Origin of the sequence: Natronoglycomyces albus, from assembly GCF_016925535.1 — a bacterium.
GTDB classification, from domain to species: Bacteria; Actinomycetota; Actinomycetes; order Mycobacteriales; family Micromonosporaceae; genus Natronoglycomyces; species Natronoglycomyces albus.
In genome coordinates this window covers 2049854-2073612 of sequence record NZ_CP070496.1, presented here as the reverse complement: position 1 = coordinate 2073612, position 23759 = coordinate 2049854, and the positions used below count along the sequence as shown (strand labels likewise).

At 61.6% G+C, this 23759-nt stretch carries 21 protein-coding genes; 15 read left to right on the top strand and 6 right to left on the bottom strand.

From position 1 onward, the window contains the following. Positions 1-123 precede the first annotated feature (123 nt). Complete coding sequence (locus JQS30_RS08825) at positions 124-465, bottom strand: SCP2 sterol-binding domain-containing protein (RefSeq protein WP_213169924.1); 342 nt, start codon at positions 463-465, stop codon at positions 124-126. A gap of 240 nt (positions 466-705) precedes the next feature. Between JQS30_RS08825 and JQS30_RS08820 the strand changes: the two genes are divergently transcribed. The 12 genes from JQS30_RS08820 (at position 706) to pyrG (ending at position 15314) form a co-directional block, all read left to right on the top strand. Continuing rightward, positions 706-1161 (top strand): phasin family protein, encoded by a 456-nt coding sequence (locus JQS30_RS08820; RefSeq protein ID WP_213169923.1) that lies wholly within the window; start codon positions 706-708, stop codon positions 1159-1161. 10 nt (positions 1162-1171) lie between these two features. Further along, complete coding sequence (locus tag JQS30_RS08815; protein WP_213169922.1) at positions 1172-1372, top strand: hypothetical protein; 201 nt, start codon at positions 1172-1174, stop codon at positions 1370-1372. A gap of 159 nt (positions 1373-1531) precedes the next feature. Further along, positions 1532-2326: a TlyA family RNA methyltransferase gene (locus JQS30_RS08810; protein WP_213169921.1), complete on the top strand. Its 795-nt coding sequence runs from the start codon at positions 1532-1534 to the stop codon at positions 2324-2326. A 2-nt stretch (positions 2327-2328) separates the two neighbouring features. After that, positions 2329-3225, top strand: a complete 897-nt coding sequence (locus JQS30_RS08805; RefSeq protein ID WP_213169920.1) for an NAD kinase — start codon at positions 2329-2331, stop codon at positions 3223-3225. Between the two features lie 183 nt (positions 3226-3408). Beyond that, complete coding sequence (gene recN / locus JQS30_RS08800) at positions 3409-5175, top strand: DNA repair protein RecN (RefSeq protein WP_213169919.1); 1767 nt, start codon at positions 3409-3411, stop codon at positions 5173-5175. A gap of 97 nt (positions 5176-5272) precedes the next feature. Then, positions 5273-6454, top strand: coding sequence for a putative cytokinetic ring protein SteA (gene steA, locus JQS30_RS08795; protein ID WP_213169918.1), 1182 nt, complete (start codon positions 5273-5275; stop codon positions 6452-6454). Continuing rightward, on the top strand, positions 6451-7374 hold the full coding sequence (locus tag JQS30_RS08790) for a copper transporter (protein ID WP_213169917.1): 924 nt from the start codon (positions 6451-6453) through the stop codon (positions 7372-7374). The genes steA and JQS30_RS08790 overlap by 4 nt, the downstream gene beginning before the upstream one ends. Before the next feature lie 55 nt (positions 7375-7429). Next, the gene (locus tag JQS30_RS08785) at positions 7430-8314 is read left to right on the top strand and encodes a hypothetical protein (protein ID WP_213169916.1); all 885 of its coding nucleotides are present in this window, start codon (positions 7430-7432) and stop codon (positions 8312-8314) included. Then, positions 8311-9957: a murein biosynthesis integral membrane protein MurJ gene (gene murJ, locus JQS30_RS08780; RefSeq protein ID WP_213169915.1), complete on the top strand. Its 1647-nt coding sequence runs from the start codon at positions 8311-8313 to the stop codon at positions 9955-9957. Before JQS30_RS08785 ends, murJ begins: the two co-directional genes overlap by 4 nt. A 4-nt stretch (positions 9958-9961) precedes the next feature. Then, complete coding sequence (locus JQS30_RS08775; protein ID WP_213169914.1) at positions 9962-11059, top strand: glycosyltransferase family 4 protein; 1098 nt, start codon at positions 9962-9964, stop codon at positions 11057-11059. Positions 11060-11062: 3 nt separating this feature from the next. After that, complete coding sequence (locus JQS30_RS08770; protein WP_213169913.1) at positions 11063-13504, top strand: hypothetical protein; 2442 nt, start codon at positions 11063-11065, stop codon at positions 13502-13504. A gap of 109 nt (positions 13505-13613) precedes the next feature. Then, positions 13614-15314 carry a CTP synthase gene (gene pyrG / locus JQS30_RS08765; RefSeq protein WP_246497833.1) on the top strand — a complete coding sequence of 567 codons (1701 nt, stop codon included), beginning with the start codon at positions 13614-13616 and terminating at the stop codon, positions 15312-15314. 61 nt (positions 15315-15375) lie between these two features. Here pyrG and JQS30_RS08760 read toward each other — a convergent pair whose 3' ends face one another. The 5 genes from JQS30_RS08760 to JQS30_RS08740 all read right to left on the bottom strand — a co-directional run bounded on the left by JQS30_RS08760 (position 15376) and on the right by JQS30_RS08740 (position 19961). Further along, entirely contained in the window at positions 15376-15846 is a 471-nt protein-coding gene (locus tag JQS30_RS08760) for a hypothetical protein (RefSeq protein ID WP_213169912.1), read from the bottom strand. Then, positions 15843-16346 carry an RNA polymerase sigma factor gene (locus JQS30_RS08755; RefSeq protein ID WP_213169911.1) on the bottom strand — a complete coding sequence of 168 codons (504 nt, stop codon included), beginning with the start codon at positions 16344-16346 and terminating at the stop codon, positions 15843-15845. The genes JQS30_RS08760 and JQS30_RS08755 overlap by 4 nt, the downstream gene beginning before the upstream one ends. After that, positions 16343-17530, bottom strand: coding sequence for an alpha/beta fold hydrolase (locus JQS30_RS08750; protein WP_213169910.1), 1188 nt, complete (start codon positions 17528-17530; stop codon positions 16343-16345). Before JQS30_RS08750 ends, JQS30_RS08755 begins: the two co-directional genes overlap by 4 nt. A gap of 290 nt (positions 17531-17820) precedes the next feature. After that, positions 17821-19083, bottom strand: a complete 1263-nt coding sequence (locus JQS30_RS08745; protein WP_213169909.1) for a hypothetical protein — start codon at positions 19081-19083, stop codon at positions 17821-17823. 8 nt (positions 19084-19091) lie between these two features. Next, positions 19092-19961, bottom strand: coding sequence for a hypothetical protein (locus JQS30_RS08740; RefSeq protein WP_213169908.1), 870 nt, complete (start codon positions 19959-19961; stop codon positions 19092-19094). A 189-nt stretch (positions 19962-20150) separates the two neighbouring features. On the opposite strand from JQS30_RS08740, the gene JQS30_RS08735 reads away from it, so the two are divergent. From JQS30_RS08735 to JQS30_RS08725, 3 genes are all read left to right on the top strand, one after another. Further along, positions 20151-20705, top strand: a complete 555-nt coding sequence (locus JQS30_RS08735) for an NUDIX domain-containing protein (protein WP_246497832.1) — start codon at positions 20151-20153, stop codon at positions 20703-20705. A gap of 512 nt (positions 20706-21217) precedes the next feature. After that, positions 21218-22333, top strand: coding sequence for an alanine dehydrogenase (gene ald, locus JQS30_RS08730; protein WP_213169907.1), 1116 nt, complete (start codon positions 21218-21220; stop codon positions 22331-22333). A gap of 370 nt (positions 22334-22703) precedes the next feature. After that, positions 22704-23633: a ParA family protein gene (locus tag JQS30_RS08725; protein WP_213169906.1), complete on the top strand. Its 930-nt coding sequence runs from the start codon at positions 22704-22706 to the stop codon at positions 23631-23633. The last annotated feature ends 126 nt before the right edge of the window (positions 23634-23759 follow it).

Here is a 23759-nt window from a genome sequence, read left to right as displayed (position 1 = left end):
GACGTATAGCCGCGAAGCGAGAAAGGGACGGTGACCCGAATGGGTCACCGTCCCTTTTTTCGCAGCTGATCTGAAAACTGCTATGTCTGTGTCACCGTTGCTGTTGGCCAGCGGCGATGGTGATTACAGGACGGTCTTGAGCTTCATCATGTCCATCATGTTGGCCTTGACCTTTACTTGCCCGGAGGTGAATGCCTTCATGAAGTTGAGTTCACCGGCCACGAGAGCGACGAGATCGTCGGACTTGACGATCATGCGAATTTCGGCGTCGTCGTTGTCTCCGTCGGTGATGTCGGTGAGCTTGCCGCCTTCAAACCGACCGTGGAAGGACACATCGTCAAGGTCGGTGATATTACAGGCTAGCGCCCGGTTGAAGCCTTTGAGCTTCTTGACCTTCTTGGGGTCGTCACTCATCTGCTCAGCAAATTTGTGCAGGGCCTCGCGGCATTCGTCAACTGTAGCCATAATTCGAATCGAAGCCCGGATGCGTTGGCTGGTGGGCTTCGTCCTCCTTCCGTTGCGATCAATCTAGCAGCTTTGCCCCACCTAAGTTACTCAACGGTAGGGTAGGGCGCGTAAAGTGAGCAATCGCCTGCCGATAAGGCGCGGAAATAGCTCGGACACGCGGTACCGTTAAGCCTAATGTCACCAACATTCACCTGAACCCGTGCACTGTGGCGGCAATGAGACGAAAGGGCATCGTCGATGCAAGAAGTGTTGCGCAGTTACCTGGAGACCGCTCTAGGACTGACCGAAACCTCACGTAAGAAGGCCACTGAGATGGTCGATAAACTTCTGCAACAGGGCGGCATGTCTGTTGACCAGGCGAAATCCGTAGTAGATGACGTCATCAGCACCTCAGCGGCCAACCGTGAGGCTCTAGGTCAACTAGTCCGCTATGAGGTGGATCAGACCTTGGGCCGTCTGGGCCTGGCCACCCGTGAAGAGAATGAGACGCTGACGGGTCGTCTCGAACAGCTCGAACAGCAGCTACGCGACGCCGAACGACGGATCGTCAAGCTTGAGGACGATGCCGAGCGCGCGCAAAAGCACCCATCCCCGCCCAAAAAGGTAGCTAAGAAGGCCCCGGCGAAAAAGGCCGCTAAGAAGACGGCTAAAAAGACGGCCAAAAAGACGGCCAAGAAGGCTAGCGGTAACTAGGAGTCGTCCAATGAATGAGATGCCCACCCCCGGCGAGCTCGCTACCCGGGGCGCGTCCGATACTGACACCGGTGAGGCTGAGGAAGCCATCAAGTCGGCGTTGGGGCAGCTCGACGGACTGGAAGATGTGCCAGTGGTAGAACATGTGGCCGTCTTCGAGTCTGTGCAACAGGAGCTGGCCGAGGTCTTGCACAGCGTCGACGAGAGCTAATCCTCAGCCGTCACAGCCTGTGTCATCGGTTAGCTCGATTGCGGGGCCGTTGCAGATCCCCACATCGTGCCGAAGATCTATCGATGAGTATCGCGCAGCAAGGACACGCCACTGCCCACACTGTGTTCGTGCCGCTCACAAACGAAACGGAAACCACCCATGGCCGCGCGAAAGCGCTTGGACGCCGAACTGGTGCGCCGCAAGCTCGCCCGATCCCGGGAACACGCGGCGGAACTAATCGCCGCTGGAAGTGTTCAGCTGCGCGGTATCACCGCTCGTAAAGCCGCTACTACCGTGACCGGGGACGATTCGATCCGCATCCTCGGGCAGACCGATGACTACGCCTCACGTGGCGCGCACAAATTGCTCAGTGCGCTCAATGCCTTCCCTGAGGTCGACCCCAAGGGATTGCGGTGCTTGGATGCGGGCGCGTCCACTGGCGGCTTTACCGACGTTTTGTTGCGGCGCGGGGCCGCCTCAGTGGTAGCGGTCGACGTCGGTTACGGCCAATTGGCCTGGAAACTACAAACTGATAGCCGCGTTGAGATACGGGATCGCACTAACGCCCGTTATCTACAGCCTGCTGACATTGGCGGCCAGGTCGATTTGACGGTCGGTGACCTGTCGTTCATATCCTTGCGGCTGGTGCTGCCCGCGCTCGCTGCCTGTACAAGGCAGGACGGGACGATTATGCCGATGGTGAAACCCCAGTTCGAGGTGGGCCGGGAACGAATTTCCTCGACCGGAGTGGTCACTGACCCCGCCTTGTGGGCCTCCTCCATCGAGGATGTCGTCTCACAAGCTGCGGATCTGGGCTGGAACACGATTGATCTCGCTGTGAGCGGATTGCGTGGCCCCAAAGGGAACGTTGAGTTCTTCTGCTTGATGCGACGCGACGGTTCTCCCATGAGCCGGGCCCAGATCGACGCTGTCACCGAATCGGTAGGAGAGTAGACATGGAACCGTTCGTCCCGCAGCGGGTTGTGGTGGTCTCGCACCCGTTTCGTTCTGATGTGGCCGATCAGGCGGAAAAGGTCGCCGCCTCACTGCGCGCTGCCGGTATCAAGGTGTCGGTGATCAGCGGCGACACCGATACGCTGGACGACCCCGATTCGTTGCTCGTGGCCAATAACGGCCATAACCAGGCCGATTTGATCATTGCCCTCGGAGGCGACGGCACTGTTTTGCGCGCTGCCCGCTTGGCTGGGGAAGCTGATGTGCCGCTGCTGGGCGTCAATTTTGGGAGGGTGGGCTTCCTAGCCGAGGCCGAGGTTGCTGATCTGGACATCGTGGTGAGCCGAATCTTGGCTGCCGACTATGAGCTTGAGGAACTTCCAACAATCCAGGTGCAAGCGGTGCTTTCGGACGGTACTTCGCGGCGGGCTTGGGCATTCAATGACATTTCGGTGGAGAAGGCCGAGCCAGCGCGAATGTTGGAAGTGATCGTGGACATCGATGGCACTCGTGTGGCCCGGTATGGCTGTGACGGAATACTGTGTTCGACGGCTGCCGGTTCCACCGCGCACGCGATGTCGGCCGGGGGGCCGGTGGTCTGGCCGGATGTGGACGCGATGGTCGTCGTCCCCGTCAGCGCGCATGCGCTCTTTACCAAGCCGATGGTGGTGCGCCCGCAGGCGGTTATCGATGTGTCGGTGGAATCGTATGGGACACAGGGCAATCTGATCGCCGACGGTCGGCGGGTCGCCGACCTGCGTGGGGGCGCGCGGGCTCGCATCACCCGTGGAGATCGGCCGGTACTCCTTGTGCGGATGTTTGATCGGACGTTCCCGTCGCGGTTGGTCTCGAAGCTGTCGCTTCCGGTTGACGGTTGGCGGCACGGGGAATCTTCCTAACCACAGGTTGACACAGATATGCGCTGGGAAGCGATCCTGAAGTCTCGCAAAGCAATTCGGACGAGCCTCCTGGGCCCTCTCGATTCCTCAAATGGGCGCGGGCATGGCAAAGGTGAGTTATTTGAACTAACTTCTCGAACACCGCGCTGCGGTATGTCGTCAGCAGCCGTTAGGCTCATGTATGTGTTGGAAGAGCTGCGCATACAGAATTTGGGCGTGATCGCGGACGCGACCCTGCCATTTTCCGACGGTTTGACGGTCCTCACCGGTGAGACTGGTGCGGGCAAGACCATGGTGGTCGCCGGTCTAGGTCTCCTCTTTGGCGGAAGGGCCTCGAAAGTTCCGCCGTCGGGCGAGAAAACTGTGGTCGAGGGCCGTATACGTACCGACAATGTTCCCTCGCAACTGCGTGAACGCGCCATTGCGGCCGGTGCCGAGCTCGATGATGACTCCGAACTCCTCCTGGCACGCAGCGTATCGATTGAAGGTCGTTCCCGCGCTTGGGTTGGTGGGCGGTCCGCCCCGATTGGCGTCCTCGGTGAGTTGGGGGAGTTGACGGTCTCCGTACACGGGCAATCAGATCAGATGCGATTGCTCAACCCCAGTGAACAGCGCGCTGCGCTCGATCGTTTCGCTGGAGAGGCCCACTTGAAGTTGGTGGCCGACTATGCCGAAACCTTTCACTCCCTTCACGCAGTGTCCGAGCAGCTTACACGGCTGCAAGGAGACGCGCGGGAAATGGCTCGGGAGGCTGATCTGCTGCGCTTGGGGCTTGAGGAGATCGCTTCGGTTGACCCGCAGCCAGGCGAGGAACAGGAGCTGGCCGAGGAGGGACGACGCCTCGAACACGCCGAGACTTTGCGCCAGGCGGCCGCGGCTGCTCATCAGGCTTTGATCGGCCTCGATGACGACACTCAGGGCGCTGTGGACTTGTCGGGGTCCGCCGCCCGCCTACTGGATGCGCAGGCCGACACCGATCCCATGTTGGCCGAATACGCCGAGCGCCTGTCCCAGGCTTCGGCCGCGTTGTCCGAGGCAGGCTCTGACCTGTTGCATTACATAGAAGGTCTGCAGGCCGACCCTTCCCGCCTCGAGGAAATATTCCAACGGCAACTGGCCATCAAAGGTCTCTTGCGCAAATACGCCGAGGACATCGACGGTGTGTTGGCGTGGGCCGAGACGTCTCGCCAGCGCCTGAATGAACTGGAGTCCTCGGACGACCGCATTGAGGAATTGACCGAGGAATTGGCCGCGCTTACCGAACAGGCCGCCACCCAGGCCGCGCAGCTAAGCAAGTCTCGGCGCTCGGCAGCCGAGCGCTTCTCGGCTGCCGTGTCATCGGAGTTGAAGAATCTGGCCATGCCGCATGCGAGTGTCGTCGCGTCGGTGAATCCGCGACCAGCCGGAAAGAGCGCTTTGCGGCTGTGTGTGGATGGCACTGAACATGGTGCCACTGAAGAGGGCATCGATGACATCGAGTTGCAATTGCGTCCGCACCCAGGCTCTCCCGCGGCTCCGTTGACCAAGGGAGCTTCCGGCGGCGAGCTGTCGCGGGTCATGTTGGCTATCGAAGTGGTGTTCGCAGGGGCAGGCGGACCACCGGTGTTGGTCTTCGACGAAGTGGACGCCGGGGTCGGTGGGCAGGCGGCCGTGGAGATTGGGCGATGTCTAGCGCGACTCGCCCGGCGACATCAAGTTCTCGTGGTGACTCACCTACCGCAGGTAGCGGCCTTTGCCGACCGACACCTGGTGGTGAGCAAGGACACGTCCGGGTCCGTTACTGTCTCGGGTGTCCAAGTTGTCGACGATGGGCAACGTGCCCGGGAGTTGGCGCGTATGCTCGCTGGTATGCCTGACAGCCACCTTGGTGTGGCCCATGCCGAAGAACTGCTGGCCAGTGCGGCGAAGTTGAAGTCAGGAAAGTTACGGCTCCGTCCCACCGAGGGATGATCTGCCGGCTCAGGGCCGTTGGTGGTGTGCCACGCCACTAGCGGGAGTGTGCCTGAGCAAAGAGACGTCAAATGGCATGATGAGGAAGATGCGTCGAATGCGTTTGCCCGGACGAACCCGGGAAGAATCAACGGACACCGGACGACTGACCGGTACCGCACGGCTGGACCGGCGGACCAAGCGGTTGTGCGGTCGTCTGCGTCCCGGCGAGATTGCCGTGATCAACCACGTCGACGTCGACAGGGTCGCCGCCGATGCGTTGGTGGCGTGTAAACCTGCCGCGGTCGTTAACGCCGTGCCGTCGATCTCGGGCCGCTACCCAAACTTGGGGCCTGAGGTCTTGTTGAAAGCGGGTATCCCGCTTATCGATGGGGTCGGCGAGGACGTCTTTGACGCCCTCAAGGACGGTCAGAAGATCGAAATTGAGGACAACCGAGTTCTGGTGCGGGGAGAAGAGATCGCCACGGGGGTCGCTCAGACTCTCGAACAGGTCTCGGCGGACATGGACACCGCGCGAGCGGGCCTGTCCGTGCAGATGGAGGCTTTCGCCGCCAACACGATGGAGTATCTCAAGCGCGAGCGTGAATTGTTGCTCGACGGCGTCGGCGTTCCCGACGTGGAGACCGACTTCTCCGGACGGCACTGCCTTATCGTTATTCGTGGCTACAACTACAAAGACGACATCGACGTGCTACGGCCCTACATCCGGGAATTCCGTCCGGTGTTGGTCGGAGTTGACGGCGGTTCCGATGCGTTGCTTGAGGCCGGTTACACGCCCGACATGATCGTCGGTGACATGGACTCGGTCTCCGATGACGCGTTGCGCTGCGGCGCCGAGGTTGTCGTGCACGCATACGCGGACGGACGCGCCCCTGCCATGGAACGCATGGAAAAACTGGGAGTCCCGGCCGTCACATTCCCCGCAGCCGCGACCTCGGAAGACATCGCGATGTTGTTGGCCGATGAGAAGGGCGCTTCGCTGATCGTCGCCGTGGGAACCCACGTCACCCTGGTGGAGTTCCTGGACAAGGGACGTGGTGGCATGGCCTCGACGTTCCTGACTCGCTTGCGGGTGGGGGGAAAACTGGTTGACGCCAAGGGCGTTAGTCGCCTGTACCGGCAAAACGTGTCCGTGTCGGCTATGTTGTTGTTGATTACCTCGGCCATCGCGGCCATGACCGCTGCCGTCGCCGTGTCTACCGTCGGGCGTTCCTTCGTGGAAATCTTCGCCGACTGGTGGGATGGGCTGATCTTTCAGATTCAAAGGCTGTTCTCTTGATTAATTTCCGTTACCACCTGCTGTCCCTCACCGCCGTATTCTTGGCCTTGACTGTCGGCCTTATCTTGGGCACGGCCGCGCTCAATGGTCCAGCCGTGGAAATCCTCTCCGACCGGGTGTCGAATCTGACTTCGGCGAATGACTCGTTGCGCGCTGAGATCAATGAGCTTCAAGATGAGTTGGCCGATGACCAGGAGTTCGCCTCCATCGCAGCGCCCTATGTCCTGGAGGGGACATTGGCCGCTGAAGAGACGATGATCGTGGCCCTGCCCGGCGTGGATTCGGACACGGTCGATCAGGTTGAGGCGATGTTGGGATACACCGAGGCTTCGGTCGCGGGACGGATGATGATCCTCGATGACTTCTTCGACCCGACTAACAATGACTCGCTGGCCGACTTGGCCGACCGAACCGCACCTGAAGGCTTTGAAGTGCCGGTGACATTCGACGGGGTGGAAGCGATTAGTTCGGTGCTCGCGGCTGTCACCATGGCCGAGGGTTCTGACGAAGAAGTCTCCAATTCCGACCGCACGGCCGTCTTGAGTGGCCTCACGGAAATGGGAATGCTGACCATTGACGCCGACCCGACCGGTGAGGCGACCTCAGTGATCGTGTTGACCGGTGGCACCGCCACGGATTCTGGCGCCGAGGCCCGCAACGATGGCGTGGTCACGTTCGCTGATACCTTTGCTAGCACAGCGCATACGGTGCTCGGAGGAACCACGTCCGCCGGTGATGGCAACCCCCTGGCTACGGTCCGCAATGACGAGGACACTGCATTGTCTACTGTTGACAACGTGTCGTCCACGCAGGGGGAAGTGGCCGTGGTGGCCGCGCTCGCGGCACTGGCGGCCGACGGAACGATCAGCCATCTGGGCACTGGTTCGGAAGCTGAAGGTCTGCTTCCGGCCGCCTCCTAGATCGCCTTTACTCGTCCTCGACGCCGTTTTGACTTGTTGAACTGGAGTTCCTGCCGTGGGCATCTTGACTCGTACTTCTGGCCGCGCGCTTCTTGCGGGTATAGCAGCTGGCGCCACTGTCGCGTCGATCCAGGCCGTCAAACGGTCGAAGTACGCTGCTGACCTAGAGCGCACCAACCATAAGGGTGACACCGTCTCCCTCGCGGAAGGCCCGGGCGTCACCATTGGTGCGACCGCCGGAGCTGTCGCCGGGGCCAAGAGTTCCGGCTACGCCGTGGCCGCCGCGACCGCGGGTCTAGTCTCGGGGGCGGCCGGGCTCTACGACGACGTGGCAGACACGCAGGGCCAGAAGGAAAAAGGCCTTAAGGGACACCTCGGGGCATTGACCCGTGGGGAAGTCACCTCGGGTGCGGTGAAGATCGCCAGCATAGGGGCTGCTGGGTTCACGGCCGCTCTCATTGTCGATGCCACCGAACCGCGCCAGCGCGGTTGGAAACGCTTCGTCAACACGTGTCTTGGGGCGGGAGTCATCGCCGGTTCGGCTAACCTGTTGAACCTCTTCGATCTGCGACCGGGCCGGGCGCTTAAGGTCGCTAGCGTGGTCGGCACGTTGCTGTCACGTCAACCGGGGCCCGACGCTCCCTCCACCGCCGTTTCGGCGGCCAATACCGCCTCGGCCGCTGTCACATCGGCCAGCGCGGCCATGCCGGAGGACCTAGAAGGCAAGACCATGCTGGGGGACTGTGGTGCGAACGCGCTTGGAGCACTACTGGGATTGGCGTTTGTCGCCCGTTCCGGCCCAGCGGCTCGTGCCGCTGCTCTCACTGGTATCGCGTCGCTGACGCTGGCCAGTGAGAAAGTCAGTTTTACCCAAGTCATCGCCGATACCCCGGTGCTGCGTGAACTCGATGAACTGGGACGGAAGAACTCCAGCTCGTGACCACTGATTCCGGCCGGGAAGTTGGCAAGAATGCGGCCCTGATCAGTGTTATCACCGTCGTTTCCCGCATGGCTGGGTTCGGGCGCACCATGGTGCTTGTCTGGGCAGTCGGTTTCGCGGGTCTGGGTACGGCCTATCAGTCGGCTAACCAGATTCCCAATATCATCTACGAGATCGTCGCGGGTGGTGCGATGGCCGCGTTGGTGGTGCCCCTACTGACTGGGCCGTTGACCCGTGGTAACCGCGACGAGGTCAATCGCATTTCCTCGGCTTTGCTCACATGGGCGTTGACCGCTTTGGTCCCCATCGGCATCCTGCTAGCTCTTATGGCGGACCCGCTGATGCGGGTGATGATGGGCTCCAACGATCCCGATACGGTTGCGGCGGCGACTCGGATGCTCGTCATCTTTGCCCCACAACTGCCCTTGTATGGCGTTGCCATCGTGCTGACGGGCGTTTTGCAAGCCCAGCGACGCTTCGCGTGGCCCGCGTTGGCCCCGCTGCTGTCCTCGTTGACGATGATCGGTGTATATATCGCCTACGGGCTTGTCTCGGGTCGAAAAGACGACCCGGTTGATGTCACCTTCGGTGAACTTTTCCTGATTTCGGCAGGTACGACCTTCGGCGTGCTGGTCTTGGGTGGCTGCCTGTTCTTCCCCGTTGCCAAAACGGGGGTAAAACTCCGGGTGACCTGGAAACTCGATGCCGCGGTCGCTTCTCACCTGAGGAGTCTCGCGATCGCTGGAACCCTCATCTTGGGTTCCCAGCAGCTATGCCAAGCCCTCATGATGATCTTGGCCAATGATGCCGGTAGCGGCCCGTATGCGATTTTTACCGCCAGTCAAATGTTCTTTCTGCTGCCATGGGGAGTATTGGCGGTGCCGCTGGCGACTGCCGCCTACCCCAATCTCACCGAGGCCTATCAGCTTGGGCATATGCAGCGCTACCGCGAGCAGCTGGCGACTTTTGGCCGGATAGTCCTGATTCTTTCGGGTCTGGGAGTCGTCGCCCTCACCGCGATTTCCGACCCCATCGCCGTTGTTCTCAATGTTCTCCAACCCACTCCTGGCGACGCTTCTGAGATCTCTGGCACCTTGTTCTTTCTTGGGTTCGGCCTAGTCGGATTCTCCCTGTTCGCCCTGTACAGTCGCGCCCTTTACGCGGTTGATCAGGCCAGGGCCGCCACGATCGCAACCTGCTCGGGGTGGGCTGTCGGTGCCGCGGTCGCGTTGGCGTTGAGTCTTGCCTTGCCCATCGAGAACCGGACGATCGCATTGGCCATCGGTTGGAGCGCGGGAATGGTCGCCATGGGTGTGCTCCTCACCGTTGCGATTGGACGCCATACTGGGGCGGAGAGCCTGCGTGGCTTCGGTCGGGCGCTTGTGTCCACAGTCGTCGCAACGGCCGTCGCCATTGGAGTGGGGCGGGGCGTAATCTCATGGTGGGGATTGGCCGACACCTTGGGTTCGGCCCTCGTTCAAGGTGCGGTCGTCGGCATTGTAGTCGCCCTGACATACCTGGTCACAGCATCAGCCGCCGCAGGTCAGAATCCGGTGGCAGTGCTAGGGAATATTAAGCGCAAGTCAAGTTCGAAGACTTCGGCCGACCAAACGGCGGAAGCACATGGGGAAGAAGGTGGCTAGTCCTGTGAGTGGTAGGCGAATTGCATTCGTGTTGGGGCCCTCTACGGGAGGAATCGGCACCCACGTGGCCTCGATCGCTGGCGGCTTCGCGCAGCGCGGGGACCGAGTCACGGTCGTGGCGCCAGCGGAGGTCGAGGACCGTTTCGGCTTTACCGACAAGGGAGCGCGCTTCGTGGCCGCCCCGATCAGCAATAAGCCCGGGCCGGGTCTCGGTCTGGCATGGAAGGCCACCCGCAAGGCCCTCAGCGGCATTTCCGGTCGTGGCGTCGACATCGTGCACGCCCACGGACTCACCGGTGGCCTTACCGCGCTTCTGGCTCGACCAGCGACGTCTTCCCTGCTGTGCACCTGGCACAACCAACTCATCACCGAAGGACTAAAGCGTACCGTCTCCAACAGTGCCGAGAAGCGGCTAGCCCGTAGCGTCGACATCGCGCTCGCCGCCTCGTCAGACCTCCAGGCTCACCTCATCTCACTGGGCGCCCGCGACGCGCGATTGGCTCCTGTCGCCGCGCCAGACCGTCGTGCCGCTGGCTCTCCCACTGCCGTCGCCGAAGAATTGGATCTCCAGGGGCGACCGCTCATCGTGTCAGTGGGGCGCCTACACCAACAGAAGGACTACGACACCCTTGTCAACGCCGCTTCGGCGTGGTCGAAAATGGAACCCTCACCCGTGGTCGCCATTGCCGGGGATGGCCCCGAACGCGAAAGGCTGCAAGGTCTCATTGACTCCGCCGGGGTCGACGTGCGGCTGCTGGGACACCGCAGCGACGTCGCAAACCTCTTGGCCGCCGCAACCCTAGCGGTGGTCACCAGTCAATGGGAGGCTCGACAACTGTTCGCTCAGGAAGTTCTGCAGGCCGGAATCCCACTGGTCGCCACCCGCACCGGTGGCATTCCCGAGCTGGTCGGCGACGCCGCCACGCTGTTCGAAGTCGGTGATGTCGAGGGTCTGTCAGAAGCGGTGGCGACATTGCTTGGCGATGAGAGCCTGCGTCAGGAACGTAGCAAAGCCGGCACCGCCCAGGCTGCCACCTGGCCCGACGAAGCAGCCACTATCGACCAGCTCGACGCGATCTATCGCGAGCTAGTGGGGCGGTAAGTCGTGCAGGACCAGGTCCCCAACCCCGAGCACGATCAGCCTGATGCCGCAGGAACCACTGGCGTGAACTCCCCGGCAGCCGCCGAGACAGACCGGCAAACGGCCGAGGCGGACGGCAACGCCCGCGAGGAGGCCCCCCCCACCACCGCCAACGCCGACGGTGCCACCTCACCTTCCGGTTTCCGCGGCTGGATGCGCACGTGGACCCGCAACGCCGCCCGAGGAGCCGCTGTGCCCGCCGGGTGGCATCGTCGCCGCATCGTCGCCTGGGTTGGCGTCGCGCTCCTGGGACTATTGGCGGCGTGGCAGCTATTGCCACCGCGTCCCGATGCGCAGACCCCAACTGCGGTCGACTCGGTGGTCGTGGTGGGAGTGGGGGGCCTGAAATGGTCCGACCTTGATCCTGACCACACCCCCAACCTGTGGGAGACCTCTGAACGCTCGGCCGCCGCCGCGTTGACGACGAACTCGCGCCGAACTCTCACCTGCCCGCTGGATGGCTGGCTGTCGTTCTCCGCCGGTGCCGAAGCAGCCGGTACCCAATTGGGATCGGGCCCTGAATGCGACCCGGTCACAGACGAGGAAATCATCGTCAACGGGCCCGACGCTATGGTCGGCGACCAGAGCGATCTCGTAGCCGAGAATCGGGACCCAGAGAACTATGTTGAACTCGGGGTCTTGCCCACCGCCGTCAACTGCGCTGTCGCCGTCGGTCCCGCCGCTGCCTACGCCGCGGCCAACGCGGTGGGCCGCGTAAACCACTACTACGGTCAGCTTCCCCCGGCCAGTACCCTCGCGTTGGACATCGAGGAATGCGCGCTGACAATGATCGACGGCGGCATTCTGCCCGAACGTGGGGCCGCCCGCGCGGCAGCGCTAGCCGAGCTTGACGCCATGGTCGGCATCGCCCAAGAAGCCGCAGGCGAGAACACCGCACTTTTGGTCGCCGGAATCTCCCAAATCGGCTACCCGCAGCATCTGCTAGCCATGATGTTGGACCTTCCCGACTCCGATGAGCCCCAGCAGCTTATGCGTCCGGGCGGACGCCCGGGATATGCGCACCTGACCGACCTTACGCCGACGCTGCTGGCGATGCTCGACGCTCCGGGCGGCGAGACCATGACCGGGCAGGTGCTCACCACGATCCCCTCACCGGCCACTGAGACCCAGGGCGAGGCTCTCTCCCGAGCCCAGTCTCAAGCCGAAGCCCTAGCTGAGGCCGATGAGCATCTGGTCGCCGCAGAACGGGCCAGTACGTTCATGCAGTGGTTGCTGGTACTGGCGCTCCTAGTACTTATGGTGGTTGCCTATCCACTGTTGCGTTTGCTGCGCAAAGCCGGGCAACCGGGAGTGCGGCCGCCACCGCTTTGGCTCATGCGGGCCAACGTCGTCACTGCCCTATGGTGTGCGTTGCTTGCTCCCGCCGCGTTCCTGGTCGACTTCTTTGGCTGGTGGAACGTAGCCAAACCAACCTGGTTGGCACTGGGGCTCACCATCCTCATCGCCGGGGTGTGCACTGTGGCGGCGATAGCCGCCCCTAAACGACGCAGCCCCATGGGCCTGATGATGACGGTGTCCTTCTTCGGACTGGCCGTGGCGATCGTGGCCATGCTCTTGACCGGACGCATCCACTTGGGCGCACTTATTGGCGACCATTCGCTGTCCGAAGCCGCCGACGTCGCGGCAGGCCCAGTCCTCGTCGGTATCGTCATCGGCTCCCTGTGGCTACTGGCCGCCTCGGCGGCCTGGCGGCTCGACGTACAGCTACGCGCACCAGTCATGGCCGGTATTGGCATTATCGGAGTGATCCTCATCGGGGCGCACTGGCTGGGGGACAACATCCCGGCGGCTGTGGCGCTCATCGTCGGGCTGTGCCTAGCGGCCGCGCTCGCTCGCGGAGGCTGGGTCTCATTTGGCCGCGTCGCCTGGTCTATCATCGCCGGTCTGGCCGCGCTCTTCCTCATCATCGTCCTCGACGTACTGCGGGAACACACCGAGCGAGGAGTGTTGGGCAACACCGCCGCCGATTTGGTCGTAGGCGAGACAACCCTGGTGGTGAGGGGAGTGGCGGGCACCAACATGCTCACCCTTTTCACCTCACCATTGACCGTGGTGACTCTCGTGGCGGGCTTGTACTGCTGGATGGTGCTCTTGCGCCCCTCTGGAGGGTTGCGCCGAGCCTTTGGACTGTATCCACCGCTGCGGGCCGCTTTCTCCGCCGCCGTGTTCTCCTCGCTGATCGCGGGCATCTTCATGGGCAAGGCTCTCATGGTGCTTGGATCGGCGCTGGCGGTCATGGTTCCGTTGGCGGTCATCGTGTCTCACCGGGTGCTGGCCCGGGCCCATGTACGTGATGGGGAATACAACGACATGATTGTCGTCGCGCCCTCGTGGGTCGATGAGGATTTGGGCGGCGAAAGTGTTAGTGTGGAATCCCGTGGATGAGGCTCTGGCCGTATCGGTTATTGCTTCCAACACCAGGTCGGTTGCCCGATCTGCGGCCCAAGATGACCGCTTGGGCCCGTCGTGACAACACACACCACGGGAGTTCGCCTTGGCTAGCGCCTCAAACAACCAGTTGCGCACCACCAAACACTTGTTCGTCACCGGTGGGGTGACTTCGGCGCTGGGCAAAGGACTCACCGCCTCCAGCTTGGGAAATCTTCTCACCGCACGCGGCCTTTATGTCGTGATGCAAAAGATCGACCCTTATCTCAACGTCGATCCCGGCACCATGAATCCCTATGAACACGGCGAGGTCTTCGTGACCGACGACGGGGGAGAAACGGATCTCGACGTTGGAAACTACGAGCGGTTTCTCAACCGAAATCTCTCCAAGCGTGCCAATGTGACGACCGGACAGATCTACTCTGACGTGATCGCCAAGGAACGTCGTGGCGACTACCTGGGCGCGACTGTGCAGGTGATTCCACACATCACCAACGAGATCAAGGACCGTATTTCGGCGATGGCTGACCCCGAGCCGGGTACTGGCAAGGTTCCCGATGTGGTCATCACCGAGGTGGGTGGCACGGTGGGTGACATCGAGTCGCTGCCATTCTTGGAGGCCATTCGTCAGTTCCGCCACGATGTGGGCCGCGAGAACTGCTTCTTCCTGCACGTGTCGTTGGTGCCGTATTTGGGCGCTAGCGGTGAGATGAAGACCAAACCCACGCAGCACTCAGTATCTCAGCTGCGCAGCATCGGTATTCAGCCCGACGCGATCGTGTGTCGATCTGATCGGACGGTTTCGGACAATCTCAAACGAAAGATCGCTGGTTTCTGTGACGTGGACGACTCAGCCGTGATTTCGGCTGGGGATTCCAAGTCCATCTACGACATTCCCAAGAATCTGCACGCCGAGGGGCTTGACGCGTTCGTGGTGCGTCGGCTCGATTTGCCTTTCAAGGACGTGGAGTGGAGCTCCTGGGACGACTTGCTCGACCGCGTGCACAACCCTGAACGCACGATTCGCATCGGTATCGTCGGCAAGTATGTGGACCTTCCCGACGCGTATCTGTCGGTGGTCGAGGCAGCCCGCTCGGCTGGATTTGCCCACCGGGCCAACGTCGACATTGTGTGGGTTGAGTCGGACACCTGTTCGACAGTGGAGGACGCGGCGAAGTCGCTCAGTGACATTGACGCCATCATCGTCCCTGGTGGCTTTGGCAGCCGTGGTGTGCCTGGAAAGATAAACGCGCTGACGCACGCGCGGCAGGCGAAGATCCCCACCCTGGGTATTTGCCTGGGGCTTCAGTGCATGGCGGTTGAGGCGCTGCGTAACGTTGGCGACTTGACCGGGGCCGATTCTGAGGAATTCAACGCCGATGCCGAGCACCTGGTCATCTCCACGATGGCTGATCAGACCGATATCGTGGCCGGGCGTGGCGACATGGGGGGCACCATGCGTCTGGGGTCGTATCCGGCGGAGTTGGAGCCGGGCTCGATCGTGGCTGAGGTTTATGGCAGCACCGTCGTCTCGGAGCGTCACCGACACCGTTACGAGGTCAACAATGCCTACCGTGACGCGTTGTCCAAAGCGGGGTTCGTGATCTCAGGGCTTTCTCCGGACGGCCGTCTGGTGGAATTCTTGGAATTGGACCGCGCGCATCACCCGTACTTTGTCTCTACTCAGGCCCATCCGGAGTTGAAGTCGCGGCCCACCCAGCCGCACCCGCTCTTTGACGGGTTGATCGCCGCAGCGGTGAAATACTCCCAAGGTGAAGAACTCGATTTGAACGACGACGAGGGCTAAAGAGGATTGAGGCCGATGGAAGCGTTGATTACGCTCTCATCGGCCTCAATCCTCTTCTGGCCTAGTCCTCGATTGCCGCTGGGCTGAAGTGGCGCTCGAGGCGTATAAGTGATCGTTGCGCCGTCCGCCGCACCCCCAGTGGTGCCAGACGGGCGCGTCCGGGGACACGCAGCCCTCCTGTCATTGCCACCCGCGTGCCCGTTCCCTCAGGTTGCGCGGCAATGCCAATGATGAGGAAGCGGCTTTGTAGCCAGCACCATCCGGGACGCAGCGTGCCGCGCAAGAGCGCGCGCATCCCCAACCGGCTGCGCGCCACAGCAACGATCCGATGGCCGTCGTAGTGCCTAACATGAATGTTCCGCATGTCTGGCTCGATGTCTCCAAAGCCTCCTTCCAAGTCCGAGATATATGCCCACACGTCGTCAAAAGGTGCGTTGATGAATCGTTCCGCGACGTGAGCCCCCGCGACTGCGGCCGATAGTGCCCGGAAGCGAGTCACAGTGTCGATGGATGCGTTCGGCCATGTGGTCATGAAGTCCACGCCTTTCGAAAGTAATCGCGAGCCCGGTGCAGACGCGATTTCACGGTCCCCACTTCAAGGTTGAGATGTTCGGCTGCTTCGTGTTCGGTCAGCCCGAACCGGTCGCGCAGCAGCAGTATCGCCCGGTGCTCCGGGCTGAGACGGTTGAGAACGTCCAGGATGTCTGAGTGGAGATGCGCGTGACCGGACGCAGGTAGCTCAGACAAGTCGCCCGGAACGCTTTTACGGTGGCGTGACGCCATACGGATTGCGGTTCTCACTGAAATCTGTCGCACCCATCCGTACAAGGCAGCCGGGTCGCGCAGAGTCTTCAGCGAACGAAACACGGTGATGAGTGCCTCCTGGGCGGCGTCGCTGCCCTCGGACAAGGCTATGGGGCCGCACAGAGAGGCCACGTAAGGTGCCACGTGGTCGAGCAAGTCGTTCATGGCCAGGGTGTCCCCGGCCTGGGCCCGGCGGACTAGCGCAACCACCTCGGCGTCGACCGTCATGTCAGAAACTCCGCCATAGCCGTGTTGACCTCCGCAGAACAGTCCAAGGTAAGTGCGTGCCCACAATCGGAGAATCGATGCACGACGCTGTTTGGGATAAGGGTCTCGAAGGTTTGCGCGAGATCAACGGACAACACCGAGTCCTCCTCTCCCCACAACACCAGTGTCGGATGAGGAAGATCGGGCATGGCCGCCTCGGTGAGCCGCCAGTCCAGTCCTCGTTGTAGCTGTGTGGTCGCGGCAATGTTATTCGCAAAGGTATTTGGTTTCCACATCGCGTCGATGACCTCGTCGGTCACCTGATCTTGATGTGCGAACATATCCGCGACCATATTCGCGTAGCTTGAGCGGTCTACGGCGCTGAGTTTGGACACGAGCTCGCCGATGATGGGAGGCTCTAGGAGCCTCCACGTGAGGATGTCGGGCTCATCGACGCCCGAAGGAGCCAACAGCATCAGTCGATTGACGTTTTCGGGGTTTTCCGAGGCATAGTGCAGCGCCCATCCAGCGCTCCACGACATACCACCTAGATGAGCTCCGCGCAGATCGAGGCTTTCGAGGAAAGCATCGATGGCTGAGGACATGGCCGGTAGGTCGAAGGCGAAGTCATCCTCGCGTAGTTGGGTGAAGCCTTGACCGGGCAAATCGACCACCACGACGCGATGGGTCTGGGCCAGATACGCCGCTTGCGGCTGCCAGGCCATGGTCCAAGCGGCACCTGGTGACAGTAGGACCACTGGCGGCCCCTCGCCCTGGTCGGTGTAGTGAAAGCGGGCCAGATCAGTATCAACATAGTGCGATGGCGGCCCGGGAACCTCGTCCGCCTGATAGTCCTGTGCGGCGGGCTGCCAGCCGTATGCTCCGTACAAGAGCCCAGCGGTGAGCAGTAGCGGAATCGCGAAGGCGAGTCGATGGCGCAGAAGCGCCATATCGAAACGCGCCCATCGCAGGATGGCAACGACCACAGCGGCGCACAAAAGGGTGATGAGGCCAGTGCTAAACCATGAAAAACCTGGCTGGGCGGATGGGACCCCTAGGCCCAGGAACCAAATGAGGCCGATGAGCACTCGTGCGCTGAGGAGAATCGCGGTTACGAGCGCGGCTCTCCTCAGCCACGGATAGGCCCTAGTACCTGGGCGCGGCGATGGACTCAGTCGGGTTGTGGGGGCATCTGTCGATGTCACGCGGTCTCCCTGCGTCTGGATGGCGAGTTGGTATAGATAGGGAGCCAGATCGCAGGCAAAAGGTTCCCATAGCCTGCGGTCGGTTGCGTCACAGCGCGTGCTGTCTCAGGGCACGGCCGTTCACCCGAGCTTCCGCTCTCAAGCGGGGACAGGTGAGACCCGAGCCGCATCGCGTGCCACGAATGGACACAAAGGTGACGGGAAGACTCAGCGAAGATAGGGCAGTCCTCACGGCATCCAGGCGTGATCAATCCTGGAGCCACCTGTGAGCGTTTCCTCGCCGACCCGCCTCAGGTGAGAAGACGGGTTCCTGGTCGGACCCGTTCGACCCCCAGCTCACGCAGCGTCAACTGGGGACGGCGAGCTTGATCACTGGTATGACCCGCGTGCCCAGCTACATCGAGTACCGACAACCACAACGGCTTGGACTCGGGATGTTCGCTAGCCAGCGATCGAGCCAAAGCGATCACGTTGTATTCGGCCCTCAGACGCACGACCGTTGCGAGGGCGACCTCAACCTCAAGAGACTCTTCGGCCCTGGGGCCGACAGGCTCCGGATCGTCGAACAGCGGGTCACTGAACCCTGGCAACACCACCGTGAGCCGATGGCGGCCCGGGGAAAGCGGAACCCAAACGGTTCCCCACCGCTGGGAAATCCGATGCCCATCGACATAAACCAAGGGCGCGGCCAGCCAACTTTGCAAATCTGTGCAATGCAACCAGACTCGGCTGCGCGCGGTGGCAGAGCCACCTTGATATGCCATCAAACGAGCTAGTGAGGCCGGAGCGGGACGCATGCTGAGGATGATGCCCGCACCTGCTGAGGGCAAAGCCGTGCCCGGCTGAAGAAGCGTAACCGCATGAGCTGGGTCAGGGGAGGGGCCGATTTCCTCTGGCGCCACAGATAGCTCCGCCGAGTAGAATTCACGCTCCTGGCGACCGGTGAACCACGAACGCAAAGGAAAGAAGCAACCGATGCCAACTGCCATGAGACCGTAACTGAGGCCACCACGCACCAGGTCGTGAGCCTCGAAATCCAGTGCCGCTTCGGCAACGAGAAGCCCCAAGGCAAAGAGCAGCGGGAACAACACAAAGAGCCCGGCGCTGGCGGCGGCGGCTTTCATCCATGGTGTGACGCGCTCTCGCCTAGCTTGTCGCGCGTATGCCTCCGGTCCCACGAGCAGGTACGGATGAGCGGTGTCACCGCCTACTCCTATCCACAGGGGGAGGCTGGCCTCGGCAGCGACGTCGACTTTCTTCGAGACATAGCACTGGTTTTCCATCACTTCGACGAGGCGGGTACCCGCCACGACAGTGATCAGGGCGTGCGGGGAGCTCAATTCGACGGTTTGTCCGTCGACCCGTATGAGTGGGTAGAGGGGATGTACCAGGCCAGCGGTGTTGGTCTCCGCGTCAAAGTCGGTCACGGTTCGTGGATTGAATACCGTGATGGCGATGACGCCATGTGAGTGGTCGGTTCCTTCCGCAGTGAGGTCCCACAGTTCTGGTACGGGGTGAGAGTCGTCGGTGGTGTGGTCCTGGTCTGTTTTCATATACGCCACTAATCCAAGGAGAGGTCGAAGTCGTCGAAAATACCAGCGAGCGCCTTGTCGGTTTCCTCCCACGCGCCGGCCATGTCGTCGATCTTGGTGGCGATTTCTGCCATTGTGCGGGAGCTGGCCCGATGCAGGTCGTCGATTTCGGCGACCTTGGTCTCATAGTCCATGACGAATCCGATCAATCCGCACATGCCCCAGGTCATGTCGTCGACGCTGGCTTCGCCGACCACATCGGCCACCCCTGAGGCGTCTTCGGCGATCATCTCGAACAGAGGTTTGGCATTATGGAGTGCTGCCGGATCTAGGTGAACTGATTCGTTCGATCCCGCGAGTTGTGAAGCGTCACCGTGACCGCGCGTTCCTCCGTCCGCCGCACCGACAGAACTTTGAAGCGCGGCGATGGCGATGCCAGGGAGTGCCTCGGTAGCGAATTGGACCATGACACTTTTTAGCTTTGTGAACGCGCTGATCATTTGCTGGACTAGCTTGGCACCTTTACTGGTTGTCTGTGCGGCTTGAACAGTGGCGGTGGCGGTGGCAGTCGCGGCGGTGGCTCCGAAGGTGAAGGGTGCGATGAGTAGCTGAGGGGCAATATAGGCGACGAAGTACTTGATGAGCTCGCTGAGAAGCCACTTGATCGTCTCTTTAATGAGTTCGGCTAGGACTTGGGCGACCGAGAGGATTCGTTGAATCCCACTGCATTCGGATGCGAGTCCGTGGACGGCGGCGGCGAAGTCGTCCACTTTCGCTCGGCAGGTGTCGCCGTCGCGACCGGCCCAGTCTGAAAGCGGCTGCAGTCCGTTGACCACTGCTTGGCTAAGTGCCACGTCGGCTTCGGCGACGCGGCCCCAAACGGTGGCGGCGCTGCGCATGGCGTTGGGATCTCCGCTGACCTGTTCGATGAGCCATTCAAGGGGGCGGATCAGGCCGACGAGTATGTCTTGGGCTTACTTTTCCGGTTGCCTGTCTGGGTCCAGGGTTGGAACTGGTCTGTTCGCCTTGGCTGCCTGGGCCAGTTCAGTGAGTCGGTGCGCGATCTTTCGCGGCATTAGGGTAGGGGAGTGCATGAATATGAGATCACCGAATCCCAGCTAATTTACGAAGGCTACCGCTATGAACTGCGCAAGGATGGTGTCGTCATGTCCGACGGCACGGTTCACCAGCGAGAGTATTTCCAGGACCAAGGTGCTGTGGCCATCGTCGCGGTCGATGACCATGAGCGGGTGATGCTTATTCGGCAGTATCGACACCCGGCTCGGCAGCGTCTGTGGGAAATACCGGCCGGGTTGCGCGATGTCGCTGGGGAGTCCCCTGACCTGACCGCTCGCCGGGAGCTGGCCGAAGAGACTGACCTGCGTGCGGCGCGGTGGGACTATTTGGGGTCGTTCTATAACTCGCCGGGCATCTCCGATGAGCAGGTGATGTATTACCTAGCTCGAGATCTGTCGACGGTTCCTGACGCACAGCGCTATGAGCGGAAGGAGGAGGAAGCGGAGATGGAACTGCGGTTTTGGGAGCTTGACAAGGCTTTGGCCGCGTTGGACTCGGGCGAAATTGTCAATGGAGTGTGCGCTTTGGGCCTGTTCTTGGCTACGCGGCGGTTGCGCCTCGGATGAGGATCTCCTCGGAGTGCCCATGATGGTTGGGTCGGGTTTGGGCGTGTGTTTTCTGTTCTGAGGTGGCCTCCTTGAGATATTGGATATTCTCGATATGTGACCTTGGTTTCATCGGCGCGAGGTGGCTATTTGAGGGGCGTCTCCTTTGTTTCATAGGTCGATAAGCCACTTCGTCATAGGGGTAACAGAAGGTTTGTGGGGGTCGTTGCCAACTAAACAAAGATCAGTTATGATCTTGGCATTGGATTCTGCGATCCGCGTGTGGAAGACTCACAGAGCTGCCGTCGACGCGGAGAAGAGAAAACAGCCGCAGACGGCGACCCGAGCCAAGCAGTCTCAGCACCCGTTGCCGACATGGCAATGCGAACTGCGTACAACCGAACGCCAAGCGGGGAAGCCACTCTCGCCGCACCGACGTTGAGTCGGCACAGCACCTGCGGTCCCACAACCACATCCAGCCGTCTACGGCGCCGACCTGCATATGGGTCGGCCTTATGGGAAGGAAACTCACTGTGAAAGTCGCAGTCCCCCGCGAGGTCAAGAACCACGAATACCGTGTGGCCATCACTCCAGCCGGTGTTCACGAGCTCACCGCTGCCGGACACGAAGTCTTCATCGAACGAGACGCCGGGGTCGGTTCCGCCATTTCCAACGAGGACTACGAGGCCGCCGGGGCAACGATCCTGCCCGATGCCGATGCCACCTGGGCCGCTGGCGAGATGGTGCTGAAAGTCAAAGAACCCATCGCCTCCGAGTACCACCGCATGCAGGCTGGCCAGGTCCTCTTCACCTACCTGCACCTAGCGGCCTCGGCTGAGTGCACCCAGGCTCTACTGGATCGTAAGGTCACGGCCATCGCCTACGAGACCGTCGAGACCGCCGATGGCCGTCTGCCGCTGTTGGCACCGATGAGCGAAGTGGCCGGCCGCCTGGCCTCACAGGTCGGCGCCTACCAGCTCATGCGACCCGCCGGTGGTCGCGGCACCCTCATGGGTGGCGTACCCGGCGTTGAGCCCGCCAACGTCCTCGTCATCGGCGGAGGTGTCTCCGGCATCAATGCCGCGACCGTGGCCGCAGGTATGGGCGCGACCGTAACCGTCCTCGACCTCAACATCGATAAGCTTCGTCAGATCGATGCCACCTACGATGGCAAGATCAAGACCATCGTCTCCAATAAGTACGAGATCGCGCGCCTGTCAAAGGAAGCCGACCTAGTCATTGGAGCCGTCCTGGTCCCGGGTGCCAAGGCCCCGACCATCATCTCCGACGAACTAGTGGCGCAGATGAAACCCGGCTCAGTCCTGGTCGACATCGCGATCGACCAAGGTGGTTGCTTCGAATCCTCACGCCCCACCACCCACGACGACCCGACCTTCAAGGTGGCCGACTCGGTGTTCTACTGCGTGGCCAACATGCCCGGCTCAGTACCGAACACCTCCACCTACGCGCTCACCAACGTGACTCTGCCCTACGTCATGAAGCTGGCGAACCAGGGCTGGAGCGAAGCGCTGCGCAACGACGCGGCGCTGGCCGAGGGCCTCAACACTCACGATGGCCTCATCACCTACGAGCCAGTCGCCACCGCGCACAACCTGCCGGCCAAAGCCGTCGCTGACGTCCTGGGCTAGAAACTCGACAGTTCTCGTCCCGGTCGAGTGCGGATGCGCTGGTACGAGTCGATCGTACGATAGTGATCCATAATCGAAAACGTTCTCTCGAGGCCGTCGGTCGCCACAATCCTTGGCGCCGACGGCCTCTGGTCGTACGCGCGGGTAGCGACCCCATAGAATTGAACTCACCTATGGTGGAAGTCCGCCCAAGAAGCCATACACGAGGCCGACCATGGTTTTGCCTTATCTCACCGTGTGTCGGAACCGGTTGATCCGCAAACCCGGCGGTCGATAGACTCAGAAACCTGGCGGAAATTCACAGAAGCAGGCATCATGGTGACAAGCCGAGCACGCGGCGCCAACCTCGTATTGGGATGGGCGTAAAGAAATGAGCAGTGTGGACAACAAGGACAAGTGGGCAGCGCTCCGGGCGGCACAAGTGCCTCCACCGGAAGGCGATGGGGACTTCACCAGCCCCGACCCCGAGGCCTACACAGGCAAGCGCAGCATCCCGCAGCCGCAGCCACTGGAGCGCCACGGCCCTGCCCGCGTGATCGCCATGGCCAACCAAAAGGGCGGTGTCGGAAAGACCACCTCGACCATCAACCTAGGGGCGGCACTGGCCGAGTACGGCCGTAAGGTCCTGTTGGTGGACTTCGACCCCCAGGGTGCGTTGTCGGTGGGATTCGGGGTCAATCCCCATACTCTTGAGCTGACGGTCTATAACCTGCTCATGCAAGAGGACGTCAATATCGAAGACGTCATCACCAAGACCAATGTGGCTGGCCTGCACGTGCTCCCGGCAAATATCGACTTGTCCGCGGCCGAGATCCAATTGGTCAATGAGGTTGCCCGCGAGCAGACTCTCGCACGAGTCCTGCGGCCGGTCATGGCTGACTACGACTACATTCTCGTCGACTGCCAGCCATCGTTGGGATTGCTGACCGTCAACGCTCTGACCGCCGCGCACGGTGTCTTGATCCCATTGGAATGCGAGTTCTTTTCACTGCGTGGGGTGGCGTTGTTGTTGGACACCATCGACAAGGTGCGCGAGCGCCTCAATTTCGACCTTGATCTGGACGGGATTGTCGCCACGATGTATGACTCCCGCACGACGCACTCACGACAGGTGTTGCAGCGAGTGGTGGAAGCCTTCGGGGACAAGGTCTTTGGAACAGTCATCGCGCGGACGGTGCGTTTCCCAGAAACGACGGTGGCCGGGGAGCCGATTACCACGTGGGCACCCGCTTCATCCGGAGCGCGCGCCTACCGCCAACTGGCCAGGGAACTGATCGCCGCCGTCGACGAAAAGCATTAGCGGATTCGCCGCATCGGTAGCGGGCTGTGTCGCGCGCGGTGGGACAGGACGCGCCTGCCATTCGCGACCTTGCCGGTGCGAGTCGAGTTCGACTTTCATTGCAGTGCATATGTGTGTGGGCCCCGA

Coding starts and splice junctions, on each gene's coding strand:
- JQS30_RS08825 (WP_213169924.1), bottom strand. CDS start 465: ATGGCTACAGTTGACGAATGCCGCGAGGCCCTGCACAAATTTGCTGAG.
- JQS30_RS08820 (WP_213169923.1), top strand. CDS start 706: ATGCAAGAAGTGTTGCGCAGTTACCTGGAGACCGCTCTAGGACTGACC.
- JQS30_RS08815 (WP_213169922.1), top strand. CDS start 1,172: ATGAATGAGATGCCCACCCCCGGCGAGCTCGCTACCCGGGGCGCGTCC.
- JQS30_RS08810 (WP_213169921.1), top strand. CDS start 1,532: ATGGCCGCGCGAAAGCGCTTGGACGCCGAACTGGTGCGCCGCAAGCTC.
- JQS30_RS08805 (WP_213169920.1), top strand. CDS start 2,329: ATGGAACCGTTCGTCCCGCAGCGGGTTGTGGTGGTCTCGCACCCGTTT.
- steA (WP_213169918.1), top strand. CDS start 5,273: ATGCGTTTGCCCGGACGAACCCGGGAAGAATCAACGGACACCGGACGA.
- JQS30_RS08760 (WP_213169912.1), bottom strand. CDS start 15,846: ATGACCACATGGCCGAACGCATCCATCGACACTGTGACTCGCTTCCGG.
- JQS30_RS08755 (WP_213169911.1), bottom strand. CDS start 16,346: ATGACGGTCGACGCCGAGGTGGTTGCGCTAGTCCGCCGGGCCCAGGCC.
- JQS30_RS08745 (WP_213169909.1), bottom strand. CDS start 19,083: ATGAAAACAGACCAGGACCACACCACCGACGACTCTCACCCCGTACCA.
- JQS30_RS08740 (WP_213169908.1), bottom strand. CDS start 19,961: ATGCGCAGCGCCGCCACCGTTTGGGGCCGCGTCGCCGAAGCCGACGTG.
- JQS30_RS08725 (WP_213169906.1), top strand. CDS start 22,704: ATGAGCAGTGTGGACAACAAGGACAAGTGGGCAGCGCTCCGGGCGGCA.